The following is a 14,280-nucleotide window of genomic DNA, read 5'->3' on the forward strand; positions in this document are numbered from 1 at the left end:
ATCCGATTCTAGTTTGAAACAACTGACTTGTTACATTTTGAAACTCGCAAATGCTGTTTCGTCTACTATTTAGTTTTCAAAGACCAAGCCGCCGTGTTGCGACAGACTCAGCACCCTACCTGAACCGCTGCCGCCTGTCAAGATTTTCTTTCAAAAAACTTTCGAGGCATTTTGCAGTGGCATAACCCGAAGGTTGTGCCAGAAAGGCGGCCAGCGCACCGCGAGGTGCTCCTGTGGCCCTTCTTCCTGCCGGCTCAACTATTCGGTTGCAAAGATCGTCGTTACTGCGAAGCTTAACTTTATAGCAAAGGCCGTTTCGGCTGTCAACGCTTTTTTGTTGGCCGCTGCCAAACAAAAGCGTTCGTTCGTCAGCGGAGGGTGGTTATAACAAATGCCTTTGACTGCGTCAACGGGTTTGTTGTTTGTTTTTGTTAACCAGAGGGAAGCGGCTGTAATGGCTGAAGGACTGGCTTTGGGGTGGACGCTGTAAACACCCGTGGACTGAGTAGACTGGCAACGTCCTAAACAAAAACAAAGGGCGATGCTTTCGCATCGCCCCCTCTTTATCGGTGTCGACTTTTGAAACTTTAGGCAAAAGATACTTTGGCAAAGCGACGCTTGCCGACCTGAATGATGTACTCGCCGCTGCAGGCTATCTCCAGATTCTCATCGGAGACCTTCTCGCCGTTGACTTTGACCCCACCGCCCTGGATGGAACGCCGCCCTTCGCTGTTGGACTTTACCAGCTGCGCCTCTGCCAGAACCTTGCACAACAGAACCTTCTCCCCCTCTGCCTTGATCGCGAACTCGGGCATCTCGTCGGGGGTCTCGTTGTTCTTGAAACGTTTGACAAAGTTTTCGTCGGCCTGAGTTGCCGCCTCGGCCCCATGATAACGGGTGACCATCTCGCGCGCCAACTGCTTCTTGGCCTCCATCGGGTGTACCGCCCCGCTCTTAAGATCGGCCTTCAACTGCTCGAACTCGACCATGGTGAGGTCACTCAACAGCTCGTAGTAACGAATCATCAGTTCATCGGAGATGGACATCACCTTGCCGTAGATCTCATCGGCCGGCTCATTGATGCCGATGTAGTTGCCAAGGGACTTGCTCATCTTGTTGACGCCGTCCAGACCTTCGAGAAGCGGCACGGTAATGACACACTGCGGCGCCTGCCCCCACTCCCTCTGCAGCTCACGCCCCACAAGGAGGTTGAATTTCTGGTCGGTGCCGCCCAACTCGACATCCGCCTTGAGTGCCACCGAGTCGTAGCCCTGGACCAGCGGGTACATGAACTCGTGGATGCTGATCGGGAGTTGGTTGGAGAAGCGGTTGCTGAAGTCTTCACGCTCGAGCATCCGGGCAACGGTGTACTTGGAGGCGAGCCCTATCATGTCCGATGCGGTCATGTTCCCGAGCCACTCGGAGTTGAACACCACCTTGGTGAGCTTGGGATCAAGAACCTTGAAGACCTGCTCCTTGTAGGTTTCCGCGTTCTTCAGGACGTCTTCGCGGGTAAGAACCTTGCGGGTCTCGGATTTGCCGGTAGGGTCACCGATCATGCCGGTGAAGTCGCCGATCAGAAAATACACCTCGTGGCCGAGCTTCTGGAATTGACGCATCTTGTGCAGCAGCACGGTGTGCCCCAGATGCAGGTCGGGCGCGGTCGGATCGAAACCGGCCTTGATCTTGAGCGGAACGCCGGTCTTGGCGGATTTATCGAGCTTCTCTACCAGCTCTTTCTCCACCAGGATTTCTACGGCGCCCCTCTTGATAATCTCCATCTGCTCTGCAACGGTCATCACATTCCCTCCAGTATTATTCCACCCCCCTCACCCAGTCCCTCTCCCGTTGGGCGAGGGGACGTACGGCAACATCGGAGGGGAGCACAGCTGCGGGGCTATCCGCAGGCGATATTAATTCTTTCGATGTTCAGGGCCAAACCAGTTTTCTCATCCACTTCGACAACGACCGCGTTAATCCGGATGTCCTTCTTGGCGACTTCGAACTTCGATGGGCGCTGAGTGACGAACTTGAGGATGGCCTCTTCCTTCTTCACCCCGATGACGGAATCGAAGGATCCGGTCATGCCGGCATCGGTCATGTAGGCGGTACCGGCGGTGAGAATGCGCTCGTCGGCGGTCTGCACGTGGGTATGGGTACCGATTACCGCGGCGACCCTTCCGTCCAGGTACCACCCAAGCGAGACCTTCTCGCTGGTGGCCTCGGCATGGAAGTCGACGAAAACAATCGGGGTCTCTTCTTTCAGTTTCGCGATCTCGCGATCGGCGCAACGGAACGGGCAGTCCAGATTGTTCATGAACACCCGCCCTTCCAGGTTTAGGATGCCAACCTTGACCCCACCGGGGGTCTTGACGATGGTGGTCCCCTTACCGGGGGTGCCCTCGGGGTAGTTGGCGGGGCGCACGATGCGATCCTCGCGCTTTATGTACTCGAGGGCGTCCTTCTTGTCCCAGATGTGGTTTCCGGAGGTGATCATCTGGACACCGCACTTGAAGAGATCCTGGGCGGTCTCTTCGGTGAGGCCAAAGCCGCCGGCCGCGTTCTCGCCATTGGCTATCACCAGGTCGACCATGTGCCGGTCGACGATCCTATGCAGCTCGCGAGAGAGCGCCTCGCGCCCCGGCTTGCCAATCACGTCCCCTATGAAGAGAAGCTTAACGGGCATATTCGGTTGCCCTGGTTTCCCTGATCACGTTGACCTTGATCTGGCCAGGGTAGGTCATCTCGGTTTCGATCTTCTTGGCGATATCCTTGGCCAGAACCAGCGCGCGATCATCGGTCACCTGCTCGCTGGATACCATGACGCGGATCTCGCGGCCAGCCTGGATGGCGAAGGAAGTGAGGACGCCGTCGAAGGAGGTGGCGATTCTTTCCAGGTCGTCCAGACGCTTCACGTAGGTTTCCATCATCTCGCGGCGGGCACCCGGACGAGCGCCGGAGAGCGCGTCGGCGGCCTGCACCAGGACGGCAAGGACCGTCGCCGGTTTCTCGTCCTCGTGGTGCGCCATGATGGCATGGACGATCTTCGGAGACTCGCCGTATTTCTTGGCGATGTCCGCGCCGATGACGGCGTGGGAACCTTCGATCTCGTGGTCCACGGCCTTGCCGAGGTCGTGCAGAAGGCCGGCCCTCTTGGCCTGCTTCACATTGATGCCGAGCTCGGCGGCCATGATGCCGCAGAGGAAAGCAACTTCCAGCGAGTGCTGGTAAACGTTCTGGCTGTAGGAGGTGCGGTACTTCAGGCGCCCGATGAGCTTCAGGATCTCCGGGTGGATGCCGTGCACGCCCAAGTCAAAGGCAGCCTGCTCACCGGCCTCCTTCATGGCCTGCTCGATCTCCTCCTGGGATTTCGCTACGACTTCCTCGATGCGGCCCGGGTGAATCCTGCCGTCGGCGATGAGTTTCTGCAGCGACAGCTTGGCCACTTCCCTCCGGACCGGGTTGAAGCCGGAAAGGATGACCGCCTCGGGGGTGTCGTCGATGATCAGGTCGATGCCGGTGGCTGCCTCGAGAGCCCTGATGTTGCGTCCTTCGCGGCCGATGATGCGGCCCTTCATCTCGTCGGAGGGGAGGGTCACCACGGAAACGCTGCGCTCGGCAACGTACTCGCCGGCGTAACGCTGCATGGCGAGAGCCAGGATTTCCTTGGCCTTCTTGTCGGCGGTTTCCCTGGCCTCTTCCTCCATCACCTTGATCAGCTTGGCGACGTCGAGCTTCGCTTCGTCTTCCATGGAATCCATCAGGTACTTCTTGGCCTCGGCGGCGGTCATGCCGGCGATCTGCTCGAGCTTCGCCTTCTGCTCGCCCACCAGGGCGTCCAGCTTCTCTTCTTTCTGGGCAAGCCCCTGTTCCTTATTCACCAGGGACTGCTCGCGTACGGCCAGCGCCTGCTCCCTCTTCAGGAAGTCTGAGTCACGCTGGTCAAAGAGGTTGGTCTTCTTGTCGAGGTTTTCTTCTTTCTGCTGCAGCCTCTTCTCCAGGGCCTGCAGGTCGCGACGCTTCTCGCGGCTTTCTTGTTCAAATTGCCTTTCCAGCTCTTCCTTGGCCTGGTACACCACGTCCTTTGCCTGGACGGCTGCCTCCATGGCAACGACCTCTGCCTGACGCTTGGCATCCTCGATCATCTTGGCAGCCAGCGTCTCAGCGTTGGTCACCAGGGAATCCGAGAGTTTCTTGCGCAGGACGTTGCCTATCACGTACCCGATGGCGGCCGCGACAAGCACCAGCAATATGGCAATAGTTATGTCGATTTTCACCGTTGCTCCCCCTCACATATATGTTTATTAACGCGAACCACCCGACTCTCGGTGACGATCAAATCCATCGTCACGTCGTGCGGCTCGCCGGCTATCTCTTGAAGCAGTTGGAAGTCGTAGCAAAACGCCACCAGCTTCCCGCTTCCTTCCAGGCGGTGCAGCGACCGGTCATAGTACCCCTTGCCATAACCGATGCGGCGCCCGCACAGGTCAAAAGCCACTCCCGGTACCACGATGAGGTCCGCCTCCGCCGGATCATACCCTTCGCCCTGAGGCTCCGGGATGCCGTACCTGCCGGCGGCGAGCTCGGTGAGAGCGGCCACCTGGCAGAACTTCAAATCATCACCCACAACTGCCGGATAGAGTAAGCGCTTGCCTGATGCCAGGGCCGCGGCAGCTACCGCCGCGGTATCCACTTCGTGGTGGATCGGCGCATACAGCACCAGCGTCCTGGCCGCCTGATATTCGGGCAGAGCAAGGAAGCGCTGTTGCAGGGCCAGGCTCAGCGACGCCACCTGCGGCTTGGACAGCTCACGGCGTCGGGCAAGGGTCGCGGCTCTATGGGCACGCTTGGGCATAAAGCTGTAGTTCCGTGTTGGTTCAGAAGGTGGACGGCAAGGCCGACCGTAGAGACAGGTGCTCTGGTGGGGGAGTGCTGAGGGTGCGACGGGTGTTGCGTTGACAGGTTTTGATAGAGTGGGCCGCGTTCAAATGAAGCGCCAAATTTGAACTTTATGTAAATGCAGCCATTAACCCCTGGACATGCTGCTTAACGTCTGTAGGCTACTATCAGCAAACGCGGAGGAACTACCTCTCCACGCAGGTTCTGGCAAAGCTTTGCAACCGTACAACCAATCAGCTATATGTTGAATCTCCCGCAAGAGACCTGAAACTCTACAACTGTTGCCGGTCCAGCCGTTCAATGAGCCCCGCTACCCGCTCGCTGCAGGTCCGCTGCTCTTCTGCCAATTGCTTCCGGGCGTCCAGACAGGCTTCAGCCAAATTCATCAACGCCAGGATCACTACTAGTTGGGTGTCGCCGCCGCTGACCTTGGCTTCCGCCTCCGCCAGCTTCTCGTTGACCAGGGCCTCGACTTGCGCCACGTGCTCGGGTGTCGCAACACTCTTCACCTGGAGCTCTCGCCCCAGGACTCTGATGCTGTGCGTGGCGATCAAGCGGTCAGACCCCTTCCAACTTTTTCAGTATTGCATCTATGCGGGCCTTCAAACCGGCCCGTTCTTCATGAAGCCGGCAGTTCTCTTTTCTCAGCTGATCGTTCTCGAGTTTCAACTCGCCCACGATATTAATTAGAGAATTTAGCCGCCCTTCTAGCTCATTAAACAGCTCATCACTCATTATTTCACCTTTTGCGGCAAAATCATATGCGATAAGTGCCCAAAAGTCAAGGCTATCATTGGAAAAGCGCGTCTACGAACTGGACCGGATCGAAGGCCCGGAGATCCTCTACGGACTCCCCCACGCCAATGAATCTGACGGGCAGTGCGTATTCATGACTGACCGCTACGACGATGCCCCCTTTGGCGCTGCCGTCGAGCTTGGTCAGCACAACGCCGGTGACGTCGGCGGCTTCCTTGAACAGCTTCGCCTGGGAGAGCGCGTTCTGCCCGGTCGCGGCGTCCAGCACCAGCAGCGTCTCGTGCGGGCCGTCCGCAATCTCGCGGGTCAGCACCCGGCGGATCTTCTTCATCTCCTCCATCAGGTTGACCTTGGTGTGCATGCGGCCGGCGGTATCGATGATGAGGACATCGGTACCGCGCGCGATGGCCGCCTTGCAGGCGTCGAATACAACGGCGGAGGGGTCGGCGCCTTCCTTGTGGCGCACGATGTCGGCGCCCACGCGTTTCGCCCAGGTCTCAAGCTGCTCAGCTGCGGCGGCCCGGAAGGTGTCTGCCGCGGCCAAGAGTACTTTTTTCCCTTCGCCGGCGTAGCGCGCCGCGAGTTTGCCGATGGTGGTGGTCTTGCCGACGCCGTTCACCCCGATCACCATGATGACGAACGGTTTCTTGTCACTGACTATCAGCGGCGCATGATGCTCCAGGAGGCGCAGCTGGATCTCTTCCTTCAAGGCCCTCTTCAGCGCGGCGCCATCCTGCAACTCATCGCGCTTTAGGCGCTGTTCCAGGGTGCGGATCAGGTCGACCGTGGTCTTTACGCCGAGGTCGGCGGTGATCAGGATCTCTTCCAACTCCTCAAGGGTGTCGGTGTCGATCTGCTTCTTGCCCAGCAAGAGCGTGTCGACCCGGCCGATGATGGTCTCGTGGGTCTTGCTTAGGCTGCGCTTGAGGCGATCGAAGAAGCTCGGTTTGGCCTGTTCAACTGGTTCGGGTGCCGATGCAGGCGCCGGGGTGGTGGGTTCGGTCCAGACTTGGCGCGGGGCCGGGGCGAGAGGTTCGGGCACAGGCGTGGCGACAGGCGGGGCCGGCTGTGCCTGCACCGGAGGCGTGGCAACGGGCGGTTGCTGAGGGGCTGCGGTCTGTTCCTCCTGGCGCTCCTGTTCTGCGTCAGGGCGCTCGCCGGCAGTCTCGGCAGGTTCCTCGGCGCCACCGATACCGAGCTTTTTGAAAAGACCTTTGAAAAATCCTTTGTTTTCCTCGGCCATCAATAAATCTCCTTATGCAAAAGCTGTGCGGTGTCCCGGAACTTCTTCAGGGCCAAGAGCGGCAGGGCTTTGCGGTCCATGGTCATCACCAAGGCATAGTCGTCGCCGACGGCCCCCACGATGACATACTGCTCGTCGGTGCTGATCACCGTTTCCTGCACGGCTCCGGTGGTGAACTTCTCGTGCACGCCCTTGAGCTGGGTAAGCACGATGCCCCAGTGCGCAGCTGTCACCTTCATTTCAAAGGGGTCGCCATGGGAAAACTGCTCGACGGCTTCCCCCTCCCAGTCGGCCAGGATGGCGCCATTGCCACCGGGCACCGATTCAACCAGTGTAGTCAACAGTCTCTTGAAGGGCACGTCAAGCTCCTACCGTGAAAATTGTAACAGTGGTGGACCCGGTGGACTCGTGGACCGGGGGCAACCGGGTTAACGGTTCAGGCGCACCGACACTAGCTTAGAAACACCGGGCTCTTCCATGGTGACACCGTACAGTGTGTCGGCGACGGCCATGGTGGCACGGTTGTGGGTAATGATGATGAACTGGGAGTTGGCACTCATCTCACGCACCATGTCGTTGAACCGGCCGATGTTGGCGTCGTCGAGCGGCGCGTCGACCTCGTCCAGCAGACAGAACGGCGAAGGCTTGATCAGGAAGATGGAGAAGATGAGCGCAACGGCGGTAAGCGCCTTCTCGCCACCCGACAGAAGCGACACGTTCTGCAGTTTCTTACCCGGGGGCTGTACCACGATCTCCAGGCCGGTGTTGAGCAGATCCTCTTCGTCGGTCAGGCGCAGTTCGGCGTGACCGCCGCAGAACAGGCGCGGGAAGATGGTCTGGAACTTCTCGTTCACCATCTGGAAGGTCTCAAGGAAGCGCTTTCTCGTGGTGCGGTTGATGCGCTGGATCGCCTTCTGCAAAGCGTTCATCGACTCCTCGAGGTCGTCTTTCTGACTGGAGAGGAAGGAGAAGCGCTCCTCCATCTCCTTGAACTCCTCGATGGCCATCAGGTTCACTTCGCCCATTTCATTGATGATCTTCTGCAGTTCCGTCTGGCGCCTGGTACTTTCAACCTCGTCCCACTCCACCTTAGAGTAGTTGAGCAGCGCGTCGGCGATCTCCATGCGGTGCTTTTCCTTGAGGGTTTCCTCCAGGTGGGCAAGCCGCATGCTCACCTCGGTGAGACGCAGGCTCTTCGCATTCAACTGCTCCCTCACCGCGACGGCATCGGCGCGCATACCTTTCAGCAGCGCCTCTTCCTCCTGAACCTTGGCGGCCTCAGCCTCATACCTGTCCTTCACCTGCAGCAGAGCCTGTTCGCTTGCCAACTGCTGCTTGACCACCGCGCGCAGCGCTTCTTCACCTTCCGCTATCGCGGCCAAGAGGCGGGTCCGCTCGTCGCCGGAACCTTCCAATTCCCTGGTGCGGGACGCGATACGGTTGGCGAGGTCGGCGCAGAGCCCTTCGACGCGGCGCAGCGCCCGTTCGGTCGACTCACCTTTCTCCCGGAGCGCGGCGACGCGAACCTTCATCGAGGTCACCATCTCGCGCGCCTCTTCCATCTCGAAGCGAGATCCCTCCAGGCGCCCCTGCAGGGCCTCGACGGTCTTCTCGAGGGCCGCCTTGCGCTCCTCGGCCTGGGCCCGCCTGGCATCGGCCTGGGCCAACTCCCCGGAGACCAGTGACTGCTCCTCGGCCAACTGCTCTTCTTCCGCCTCGCGCACCGCGCCGTTTTCCTCGATGCGACGGCACTCGGACAACGCGGTCTGCAGGTCCTTCTCGGCGTTGACGATCCGGATATCGAGGCGATGCAGGGTCTGGCGCAATTCGACGCGGTGCGCCTCGGCGTCGGCGATCTCACCTTTCCTCTGGTCGCGCGCCACGGCCAGCTCTTGAACCTCGGCCTCCAGGCGCTCGACTTCCGCACCCAGCGCCTTGATCTCCCTCTTCTTGTGAATGATCCCCTGCTGTGCCGGCTCAGGAGAGCCGCCATTGACGATGCCACCGCCGTGGGCGAGGTCGCCCTCCAGGGTCACGAAGGTCGAGGCCGGGAACGATGCGGCGAGCTCGAGGGCGTGGTCTAGGTCGCGGGCGAGGTAGGCGCCGCTAAGAAGGGGCTCGACCAGGTGGGCGTGCTGCTTCGGCACGGTGACCCGCTCCCAAAGCGGGGCTGCCCCGGCCGGCGTCTCCTTGACCTGCTGGCGCCACGGGGGTGCGGTCACGAAGCTGCAGCGGCCGCCGGCACTTCCCTTGAGATGCGCAACGGCGTCGAGCGCGGTCGCGGATGACTCGCACAGGAGATACTGCAAGCGGTCGCCGAGGACGGCCTCAAGGGCCACCTCGAATTCCTCTTCCACCTCGAGCGCATCCGCAATCATGGTGAGCGATGCGTTCTTGAACGGTTCGGCGAGGAGCAGGTTGCGCACGCCCTGGCCGTACCCGGCGAACTGAGCCTCCAACTCCTGAAGAGACTTCAGGCGGGATGCCGCGGCGGAAAGCTGGTCGCGGCGCTGCTGCAGCAGCTTGTCACCGGCCTCCTGCGCCTGCTTGAGCCCGGCTTCCCGGCTCCCTGCCATGGTCAGTTCTTCGTCCGCCTGCGCCTTGTCCCGGGCAAGCTGCTCGCGCTCCTGCTTCAGGGCATCGACCTTGCTGTTCGCCTCGAAAAGCCGCTCGCCGAGAAGGACGCGCTCCCTCTGGCTGGCCTGGAGGCGGTCGGCGAGTCCGGCCAGACGCTTTTGCGCCGCGGCGTGCTGGTTGGCTGCCTGCGCCCCCTCGGAGAGCGCGGCGAACATGGCACGCCGTGTCTCGTCAAGCTCCCGGGTTACCCCGGCCTCGCCGGCGGCCATCTCCTCAAGGAGCGATTCGCGGTACTCGAGCGACTCGCTCTCGCGGGCCAGGTCCTCGTGCAGCGAGACTCGCTGCGCCTGCAAGGCACCGATCTCTTTCTCCGAATTGGCGAGCTGGTCGCGCAGCCCCTGGAGTTCCTCCTCGAAACGGGCGCCGTGGCGTTCCAGGTTGACCAGCTCCTTGCGCTGGAATTCGAGGCGGTTTTCCCCACCCTGCAGTTCGCTCTTCCAGCGGAAGATCTCTTCCTGCGCGGCGGTCAGCTGCCGCTCGGTCTCCAACAGGGCGAGCCGTTTCTCCTCGACGGAGAGCTCAGCGTCGTTGAGCCTGGCGGTCACGTCCACGAGCTTCGACTCGAGCTCGGCGATCTCGCGTTCCAGACCGTTGCGTTCCTTCTCTACTCCCGCGTACCCCTTGGCGGCGAAGAGGAGTTCGATCTCCTTGAGCTCCTGCCGGACCTCGCGGAAACGCTCGGCCTTCTTGGCCTGGCGCTGCAGCCCGTTCATCTGGCGCTTGATCTCCGAGATGATGTCGCCGATGCGCAAGAGGTTCTGGCGGGTCGCCTCCATCTTCTTCATGGCGACGACCTTGCGTGCCTTGAACTTGGTAACCCCGGCTGCCTCCTCGATCAGGAAGCGGCGCTCCTCGGGCTTGGCGTGCAGGATCATGCCGATCTTGCCCTGCTCGATGATCGAGTAGGCCTTGGCGCCGATGCCGGTGTCCATGAACAACTCGGCAATGTCGAGCAGACGGCAGGGGGTCTTGTTCAACAGGTAGTCGCTCTCGCCGTCCCGGTAGAGGCGGCGGGTGACCTGGATCTCGGAGAAGTTGAGGTATTTGGCGGGGACGCGGCCGTCCTCCGTGGAGAAGAACAGGGATACTTCGGCCATGCCCAAAGGCTTCCTGAACTCGGTGCCGTTGAAGATGATGTCTTCCATCGACTTGCCGCGCAGGTTCTTGGCGGACTGTTCTCCCATGACCCAGCGGATCGCGTCGACCACGTTGGACTTGCCGCAACCGTTGGGACCAACCACACCGGTGATGGGCTGGTTGAAGTCCAGAACGGCCTTATCTTGAAAGGATTTGAATCCGTGGATTTCGAGTCTTTTGATTTTCATGAGCAGCGCATCTTATCAGAGAGGGGGTTTTAATGTAAAGGGGAAAGGCGGGCGTGGCTGGGGACTTGCGGGGACGCCAGGTCGAAAGGACGGCGGCACAGGGCAGGGTCCGCCCGTGCCGGGTGGGGCAACGAAAAAAGGGACACGGCTTCCCGTGTCCCTTCTTCACTCTTTGCAACCGGTGGGCAATTACGCCTCGGTTTTTTCCTCGGTGGTCTCAGCTGCCGGAGCTTCCGCTACCGGTGCCTCTTCCACAACCGCGGCCTCTTCAGCAGCCGGAGCTGCCTCGACTGCCGGAGCAGCCTTGGGTGCCTTGGCCTTGGCAGCCTTGGCAGCCGGCTTGGCGGCTTTCTTCGGAGTAAGCTCTGCCTCGACCAGTTCGATCACGGACACCGGAGCGGTGTCGCCCGGACGGATGCCGAGCTTGATGATCCTGGTGTAGCCACCCTGACGCTCAGCATAACGCGGGGCGATCTCGGTGAAAAGCTTGGTCACGACTTTTTTGTCGCGGATGTAGGCCGCTGCCTGCCTGGTGGCGTGAAGGTCGCCCTTCTTGCCCAGGGTGATCATCTTCTCGGCGATGGAGCGGAGCTCTTTCGCCTTGGCATCGGTCGTGGTGATCTTTTCATGCTGGAGAAAGGAGGTCACCATGTTCCTGAACATAGCGATCCTATGGCTTGTGGTCCTACCTAATCTTCTACCCGCGCTGTTGTGACGCATATCTTTTCACTTCCTTTCGATCTATAAATGAAGTCGTATGGACTATTCTTCTTTCTGCTCGCCGCGCAGGCGCCTCATGATCTCGGGATCCGGGAAGTTCTCCAGTTTCATGCCGAGGGTGAGACCCATGTCGACCAGGATGTCCTTGATTTCGTTCAGCGATTTCCTGCCGAAGTTCTGGGTCTTCAGCATTTCTGCCTCGGTCCTCGAGACCAGTTCGCCGATCAGTTTGATACCGGCGTTCTTCAGACAGTTGGCGGAGCGAACCGAGAGCTCGAGCTCGTCGACCGAGCGGTAGAGGTTCTCGTTGAAGCGCTCGCGCTCCTCTTCCGGCTCCGCCTCCTCCTGGGGCTCCACGTCCTCATCGAAGTTGATGAAGATGGAGAGCTGGTCCTTGAGGATCTTGGAAGCGTAAGCAACCGCGTCCTGCGGTTTCACGCTGCCGTCGGTCCAGACTTCGATAGTAAGCTTGTCGTAGTCGGTGATCTGACCCACGCGAGCGTTGGTAACGGTGAAGTTCACCTTGTGAACCGGGGAGAAGATCGCGTCGATCGGGATGGTCCCGACCGGTGCCTTCTCGTCACGGTTGCGGTCAGCCGGGACGTACCCCTTGCCGACTTTCACCATGAGGTCCATCTCCAGATTGGCGTCCTTGGAGCAGGTTGCGATGTGATGTTCCGGGTTCAGGATCTCGACGTTGTTGTCGGTGATGATATCCTTCGCCTTGACCACCCCTTCACCCTTCTGCACGATCCGGATCATCCGGGACTCGTTGCCGTGCACCTTGAGGCGCACCCCTTTCAGGTTGAGGATGATATCCGTCATGTCCTCGGTAACGCCCGGGACTGCGGAGAATTCGTGCAGCACGCCCTTTGCCTTGACGGAGACGATGGCCGCCCCCTGCAGGCTGGAGATGAGGACCCTACGCAGCCCCGTTCCCAGGGTGGTACCGAACCCCCTTTCGAAAGGCTCGGCGTAGAACTTGCCGTATGTATTAGTCAGCGATTCTGTCTCAACCTGGAGCTTCTTCGGCCTGATCAGATCGCGCCAATTTCTATACATTTAGATCCCCCTGTATCGGTTGTTGGTCAGCCTTTACTTGGAGTAGAGCTCGACGATCAACTGCTCCTGAATCGGCATGGTGATGTCTTCGCGCACCGGGCTGGTCTTCACGGTGCCTTTGAAAGCATCCTTGTCCAGTTCGAGCCACTGCGGGATACCGCGGCGAACCACGGCCTCGAGGGATTCCCCGATCACAGCGATCTTGCGGCTCTTCTCGCGCAGCTGGATCACATCGCCCGCCTTCACCTGGATGGAGGGGATGTTAGCCTTACGCCCGTTGAGGGTGAAGTGGCTGTGACGCACCAGCTGACGTGCCTCGTCGCGCGAGGCGGCGAAACCGAGACGGTAGACGACGTTGTCGAGCCTTCTCTCCAGGAGGAAGAGGAGGTTTTCGCCGGTCACACCTTTCATCCGGTCTGCGGTCTCGAAGTATCCGCGGAACTGGTTCTCGAGGATGCCGTAGATACGACGTACCTTCTGTTTTTCGCGCAGCTGAACACCGTAATCAGAAACTTTTATGCGACCCTGCCCGTGCTGTCCCGGCGGATAGCTCCTTCTCTTGATGGCGCACTTGTCGGTGTAGCAACGCTCGCCTTTAAGAAAAAGTTCCGATCCTTCGCGCCTGCACAGCCTGCATGAGGGCCCTGTATACCTAGCCAATGAAGACCTCCTATGATCCTAACTGATAGTTCCGTAACGCCAGGTCCGTCGATACGGTCCTAGACTCTTCTTCTCTTCGGGGGACGGCAGCCGTTGTGCGGAATCGGCGTTACGTCGCGGATGAAGCTGACGGCGAAGCCGGCAGCCTGCAGAGCGCGCAGCGCGGACTCGCGGCCGGAGCCGGGGCCCTTCACGTACACTTCGATGGTGCGCATACCGTGCTCCTGGGCCTTCTTGGCGGCATCCTCGGCAGCCATCTGGGCTGCGAACGGGGTGCTCTTCCTGGAGCCTTTGAAGCCCTTGGCACCGGAGGTGCACCAGGCAATCACGTTACCGACCGGGTCGGTGATGGTGATCATGGTATTGTTGAACGTAGCCTGGATGTGCGCTACGCCAGTGGGAATATTCTTTCTCTCTTTTTTCTTCTTAACGACCTTCTTAGCCGGGCTCGCCATTATCCCTCCAGAATCTTATTTCTTCTTGCCAGCGACCGTACGAGCCGGCCCTTTCCTGGTGCGTGCATTGGTCTTGGTACGCTGCCCGCGGCAGGGAAGACCTTTTCTGTGACGAAGACCACGATAGCACCCGAGGTCCATGAGACGCTTGATGCTCATGGAGATGTCGCGGCGCAGGTCACCTTCGACCTTCACGTTCTTATCGATATACTCCCTGATTTTCGAGACTTCCGCCTCGGTCAGGTTGTCGCAACGGGTGTTCATGTCCACGCCGGTTGCCGTAAGAATTTCCTGGGAGAGAGACCTGCCGATGCCGTAGATGTAGGTCAGTGCGATCTCTATTCTCTTATTCCTGGGTAAATCTACCCCTGCGATACGTGCCAATGCCAGCTCCTCCTATTAGCCCTGTCTCTGTGAATGCTTGGGGGTCTCGCAGATGACGCGGACTATGCCCTTGCGCTTGACAATCTTGCACTTTACACAGATCTTCTTAACCGATGCCCGAACCTTCATAGTTCACTTC

General features: G+C 59.8%; 15 protein-coding genes. All 15 read right to left on the bottom strand.

From position 1 onward, the window contains the following. Positions 1-587 precede the first annotated feature (587 nt). The 15 genes from tyrS to rpmJ all read right to left on the bottom strand — a co-directional run bounded on the left by tyrS (position 588) and on the right by rpmJ (position 14,270). Positions 588-1,799 carry a tyrosine--tRNA ligase gene (gene tyrS / locus KOL99_RS21315; protein ID WP_216512475.1) on the bottom strand — a complete coding sequence of 404 codons (1,212 nt, stop codon included), beginning with the start codon at positions 1,797-1,799 and terminating at the stop codon, positions 588-590. Positions 1,800-1,897: 98 nt separating this feature from the next. After that, positions 1,898-2,686 (bottom strand): TIGR00282 family metallophosphoesterase, encoded by a 789-nt coding sequence (locus KOL99_RS21320; protein WP_216512476.1) that lies wholly within the window; start codon positions 2,684-2,686, stop codon positions 1,898-1,900. Beyond that, the gene (rny, locus tag KOL99_RS21325; RefSeq protein ID WP_407931864.1) at positions 2,676-4,271 is read right to left on the bottom strand and encodes a ribonuclease Y; all 1,596 of its coding nucleotides are present in this window, start codon (positions 4,269-4,271) and stop codon (positions 2,676-2,678) included. Before rny ends, KOL99_RS21320 begins: the two co-directional genes overlap by 11 nt. Before the next feature lie 2 nt (positions 4,272-4,273). Beyond that, complete coding sequence (locus KOL99_RS21330; protein ID WP_216512478.1) at positions 4,274-4,855, bottom strand: 5-formyltetrahydrofolate cyclo-ligase; 582 nt, start codon at positions 4,853-4,855, stop codon at positions 4,274-4,276. A gap of 316 nt (positions 4,856-5,171) precedes the next feature. Continuing rightward, positions 5,172-5,453 carry a cell division protein ZapA gene (locus tag KOL99_RS21335; RefSeq protein ID WP_216512479.1) on the bottom strand — a complete coding sequence of 94 codons (282 nt, stop codon included), beginning with the start codon at positions 5,451-5,453 and terminating at the stop codon, positions 5,172-5,174. Between the two features lie 4 nt (positions 5,454-5,457). Then, entirely contained in the window at positions 5,458-5,634 is a 177-nt protein-coding gene (gene zapB / locus KOL99_RS21340; RefSeq protein ID WP_216512480.1) for a cell division protein ZapB, read from the bottom strand. A gap of 55 nt (positions 5,635-5,689) precedes the next feature. Beyond that, complete coding sequence (ftsY, locus tag KOL99_RS21345; protein WP_216512481.1) at positions 5,690-6,898, bottom strand: signal recognition particle-docking protein FtsY; 1,209 nt, start codon at positions 6,896-6,898, stop codon at positions 5,690-5,692. After that, positions 6,898-7,257, bottom strand: a complete 360-nt coding sequence (locus KOL99_RS21350; RefSeq protein ID WP_216512482.1) for a roadblock/LC7 domain-containing protein — start codon at positions 7,255-7,257, stop codon at positions 6,898-6,900. The genes ftsY and KOL99_RS21350 overlap by 1 nt, the downstream gene beginning before the upstream one ends. A 69-nt stretch (positions 7,258-7,326) precedes the next feature. Further along, positions 7,327-10,860: a chromosome segregation protein SMC gene (smc, locus tag KOL99_RS21355; protein ID WP_216512483.1), complete on the bottom strand. Its 3,534-nt coding sequence runs from the start codon at positions 10,858-10,860 to the stop codon at positions 7,327-7,329. Between the two features lie 189 nt (positions 10,861-11,049). Next, positions 11,050-11,580, bottom strand: coding sequence for a 50S ribosomal protein L17 (rplQ, locus tag KOL99_RS21360; RefSeq protein ID WP_216512484.1), 531 nt, complete (start codon positions 11,578-11,580; stop codon positions 11,050-11,052). Between the two features lie 42 nt (positions 11,581-11,622). Continuing rightward, entirely contained in the window at positions 11,623-12,642 is a 1,020-nt protein-coding gene (locus KOL99_RS21365) for a DNA-directed RNA polymerase subunit alpha (RefSeq protein WP_199396291.1), read from the bottom strand. Positions 12,643-12,675: 33 nt separating this feature from the next. Continuing rightward, the gene (rpsD, locus tag KOL99_RS21370; RefSeq protein ID WP_216500051.1) at positions 12,676-13,302 is read right to left on the bottom strand and encodes a 30S ribosomal protein S4; all 627 of its coding nucleotides are present in this window, start codon (positions 13,300-13,302) and stop codon (positions 12,676-12,678) included. Between the two features lie 59 nt (positions 13,303-13,361). Beyond that, the gene (gene rpsK / locus KOL99_RS21375) at positions 13,362-13,757 is read right to left on the bottom strand and encodes a 30S ribosomal protein S11 (RefSeq protein ID WP_216512485.1); all 396 of its coding nucleotides are present in this window, start codon (positions 13,755-13,757) and stop codon (positions 13,362-13,364) included. A 15-nt stretch (positions 13,758-13,772) separates the two neighbouring features. After that, positions 13,773-14,141: a 30S ribosomal protein S13 gene (gene rpsM, locus KOL99_RS21380; RefSeq protein WP_183351001.1), complete on the bottom strand. Its 369-nt coding sequence runs from the start codon at positions 14,139-14,141 to the stop codon at positions 13,773-13,775. A gap of 15 nt (positions 14,142-14,156) precedes the next feature. Next, complete coding sequence (rpmJ, locus tag KOL99_RS21385; RefSeq protein WP_012529389.1) at positions 14,157-14,270, bottom strand: 50S ribosomal protein L36; 114 nt, start codon at positions 14,268-14,270, stop codon at positions 14,157-14,159. Positions 14,271-14,280: the final 10 nt, after the last annotated feature.

The sequence above is a fragment of the Geomonas azotofigens genome (genome assembly GCF_018919395.1).
Classification (GTDB): Bacteria; Desulfobacterota; Desulfuromonadia; order Geobacterales; family Geobacteraceae; genus Geomonas; species Geomonas azotofigens.

Excerpts from the sequence above, each read along its gene's own strand:
- tyrS (WP_216512475.1), bottom strand. The coding sequence starts at position 1,799 with ATGACCGTTGCAGAGCAGATGGAGATTATCAAGAGGGGCGCCGTAGAA.
- KOL99_RS21320 (WP_216512476.1), bottom strand. The coding sequence starts at position 2,686 with ATGCCCGTTAAGCTTCTCTTCATAGGGGACGTGATTGGCAAGCCGGGG.
- KOL99_RS21330 (WP_216512478.1), bottom strand. The coding sequence starts at position 4,855 with ATGCCCAAGCGTGCCCATAGAGCCGCGACCCTTGCCCGACGCCGTGAG.
- zapB (WP_216512480.1), bottom strand. The coding sequence starts at position 5,634 with ATGAGTGATGAGCTGTTTAATGAGCTAGAAGGGCGGCTAAATTCTCTA.
- ftsY (WP_216512481.1), bottom strand. The coding sequence starts at position 6,898 with ATGGCCGAGGAAAACAAAGGATTTTTCAAAGGTCTTTTCAAAAAGCTC.
- smc (WP_216512483.1), bottom strand. The coding sequence starts at position 10,860 with ATGAAAATCAAAAGACTCGAAATCCACGGATTCAAATCCTTTCAAGAT.
- rplQ (WP_216512484.1), bottom strand. The coding sequence starts at position 11,580 with ATGCGTCACAACAGCGCGGGTAGAAGATTAGGTAGGACCACAAGCCAT.
- KOL99_RS21365 (WP_199396291.1), bottom strand. The coding sequence starts at position 12,642 with ATGTATAGAAATTGGCGCGATCTGATCAGGCCGAAGAAGCTCCAGGTT.
- rpsK (WP_216512485.1), bottom strand. The coding sequence starts at position 13,757 with ATGGCGAGCCCGGCTAAGAAGGTCGTTAAGAAGAAAAAAGAGAGAAAG.
- rpmJ (WP_012529389.1), bottom strand. The coding sequence starts at position 14,270 with ATGAAGGTTCGGGCATCGGTTAAGAAGATCTGTGTAAAGTGCAAGATT.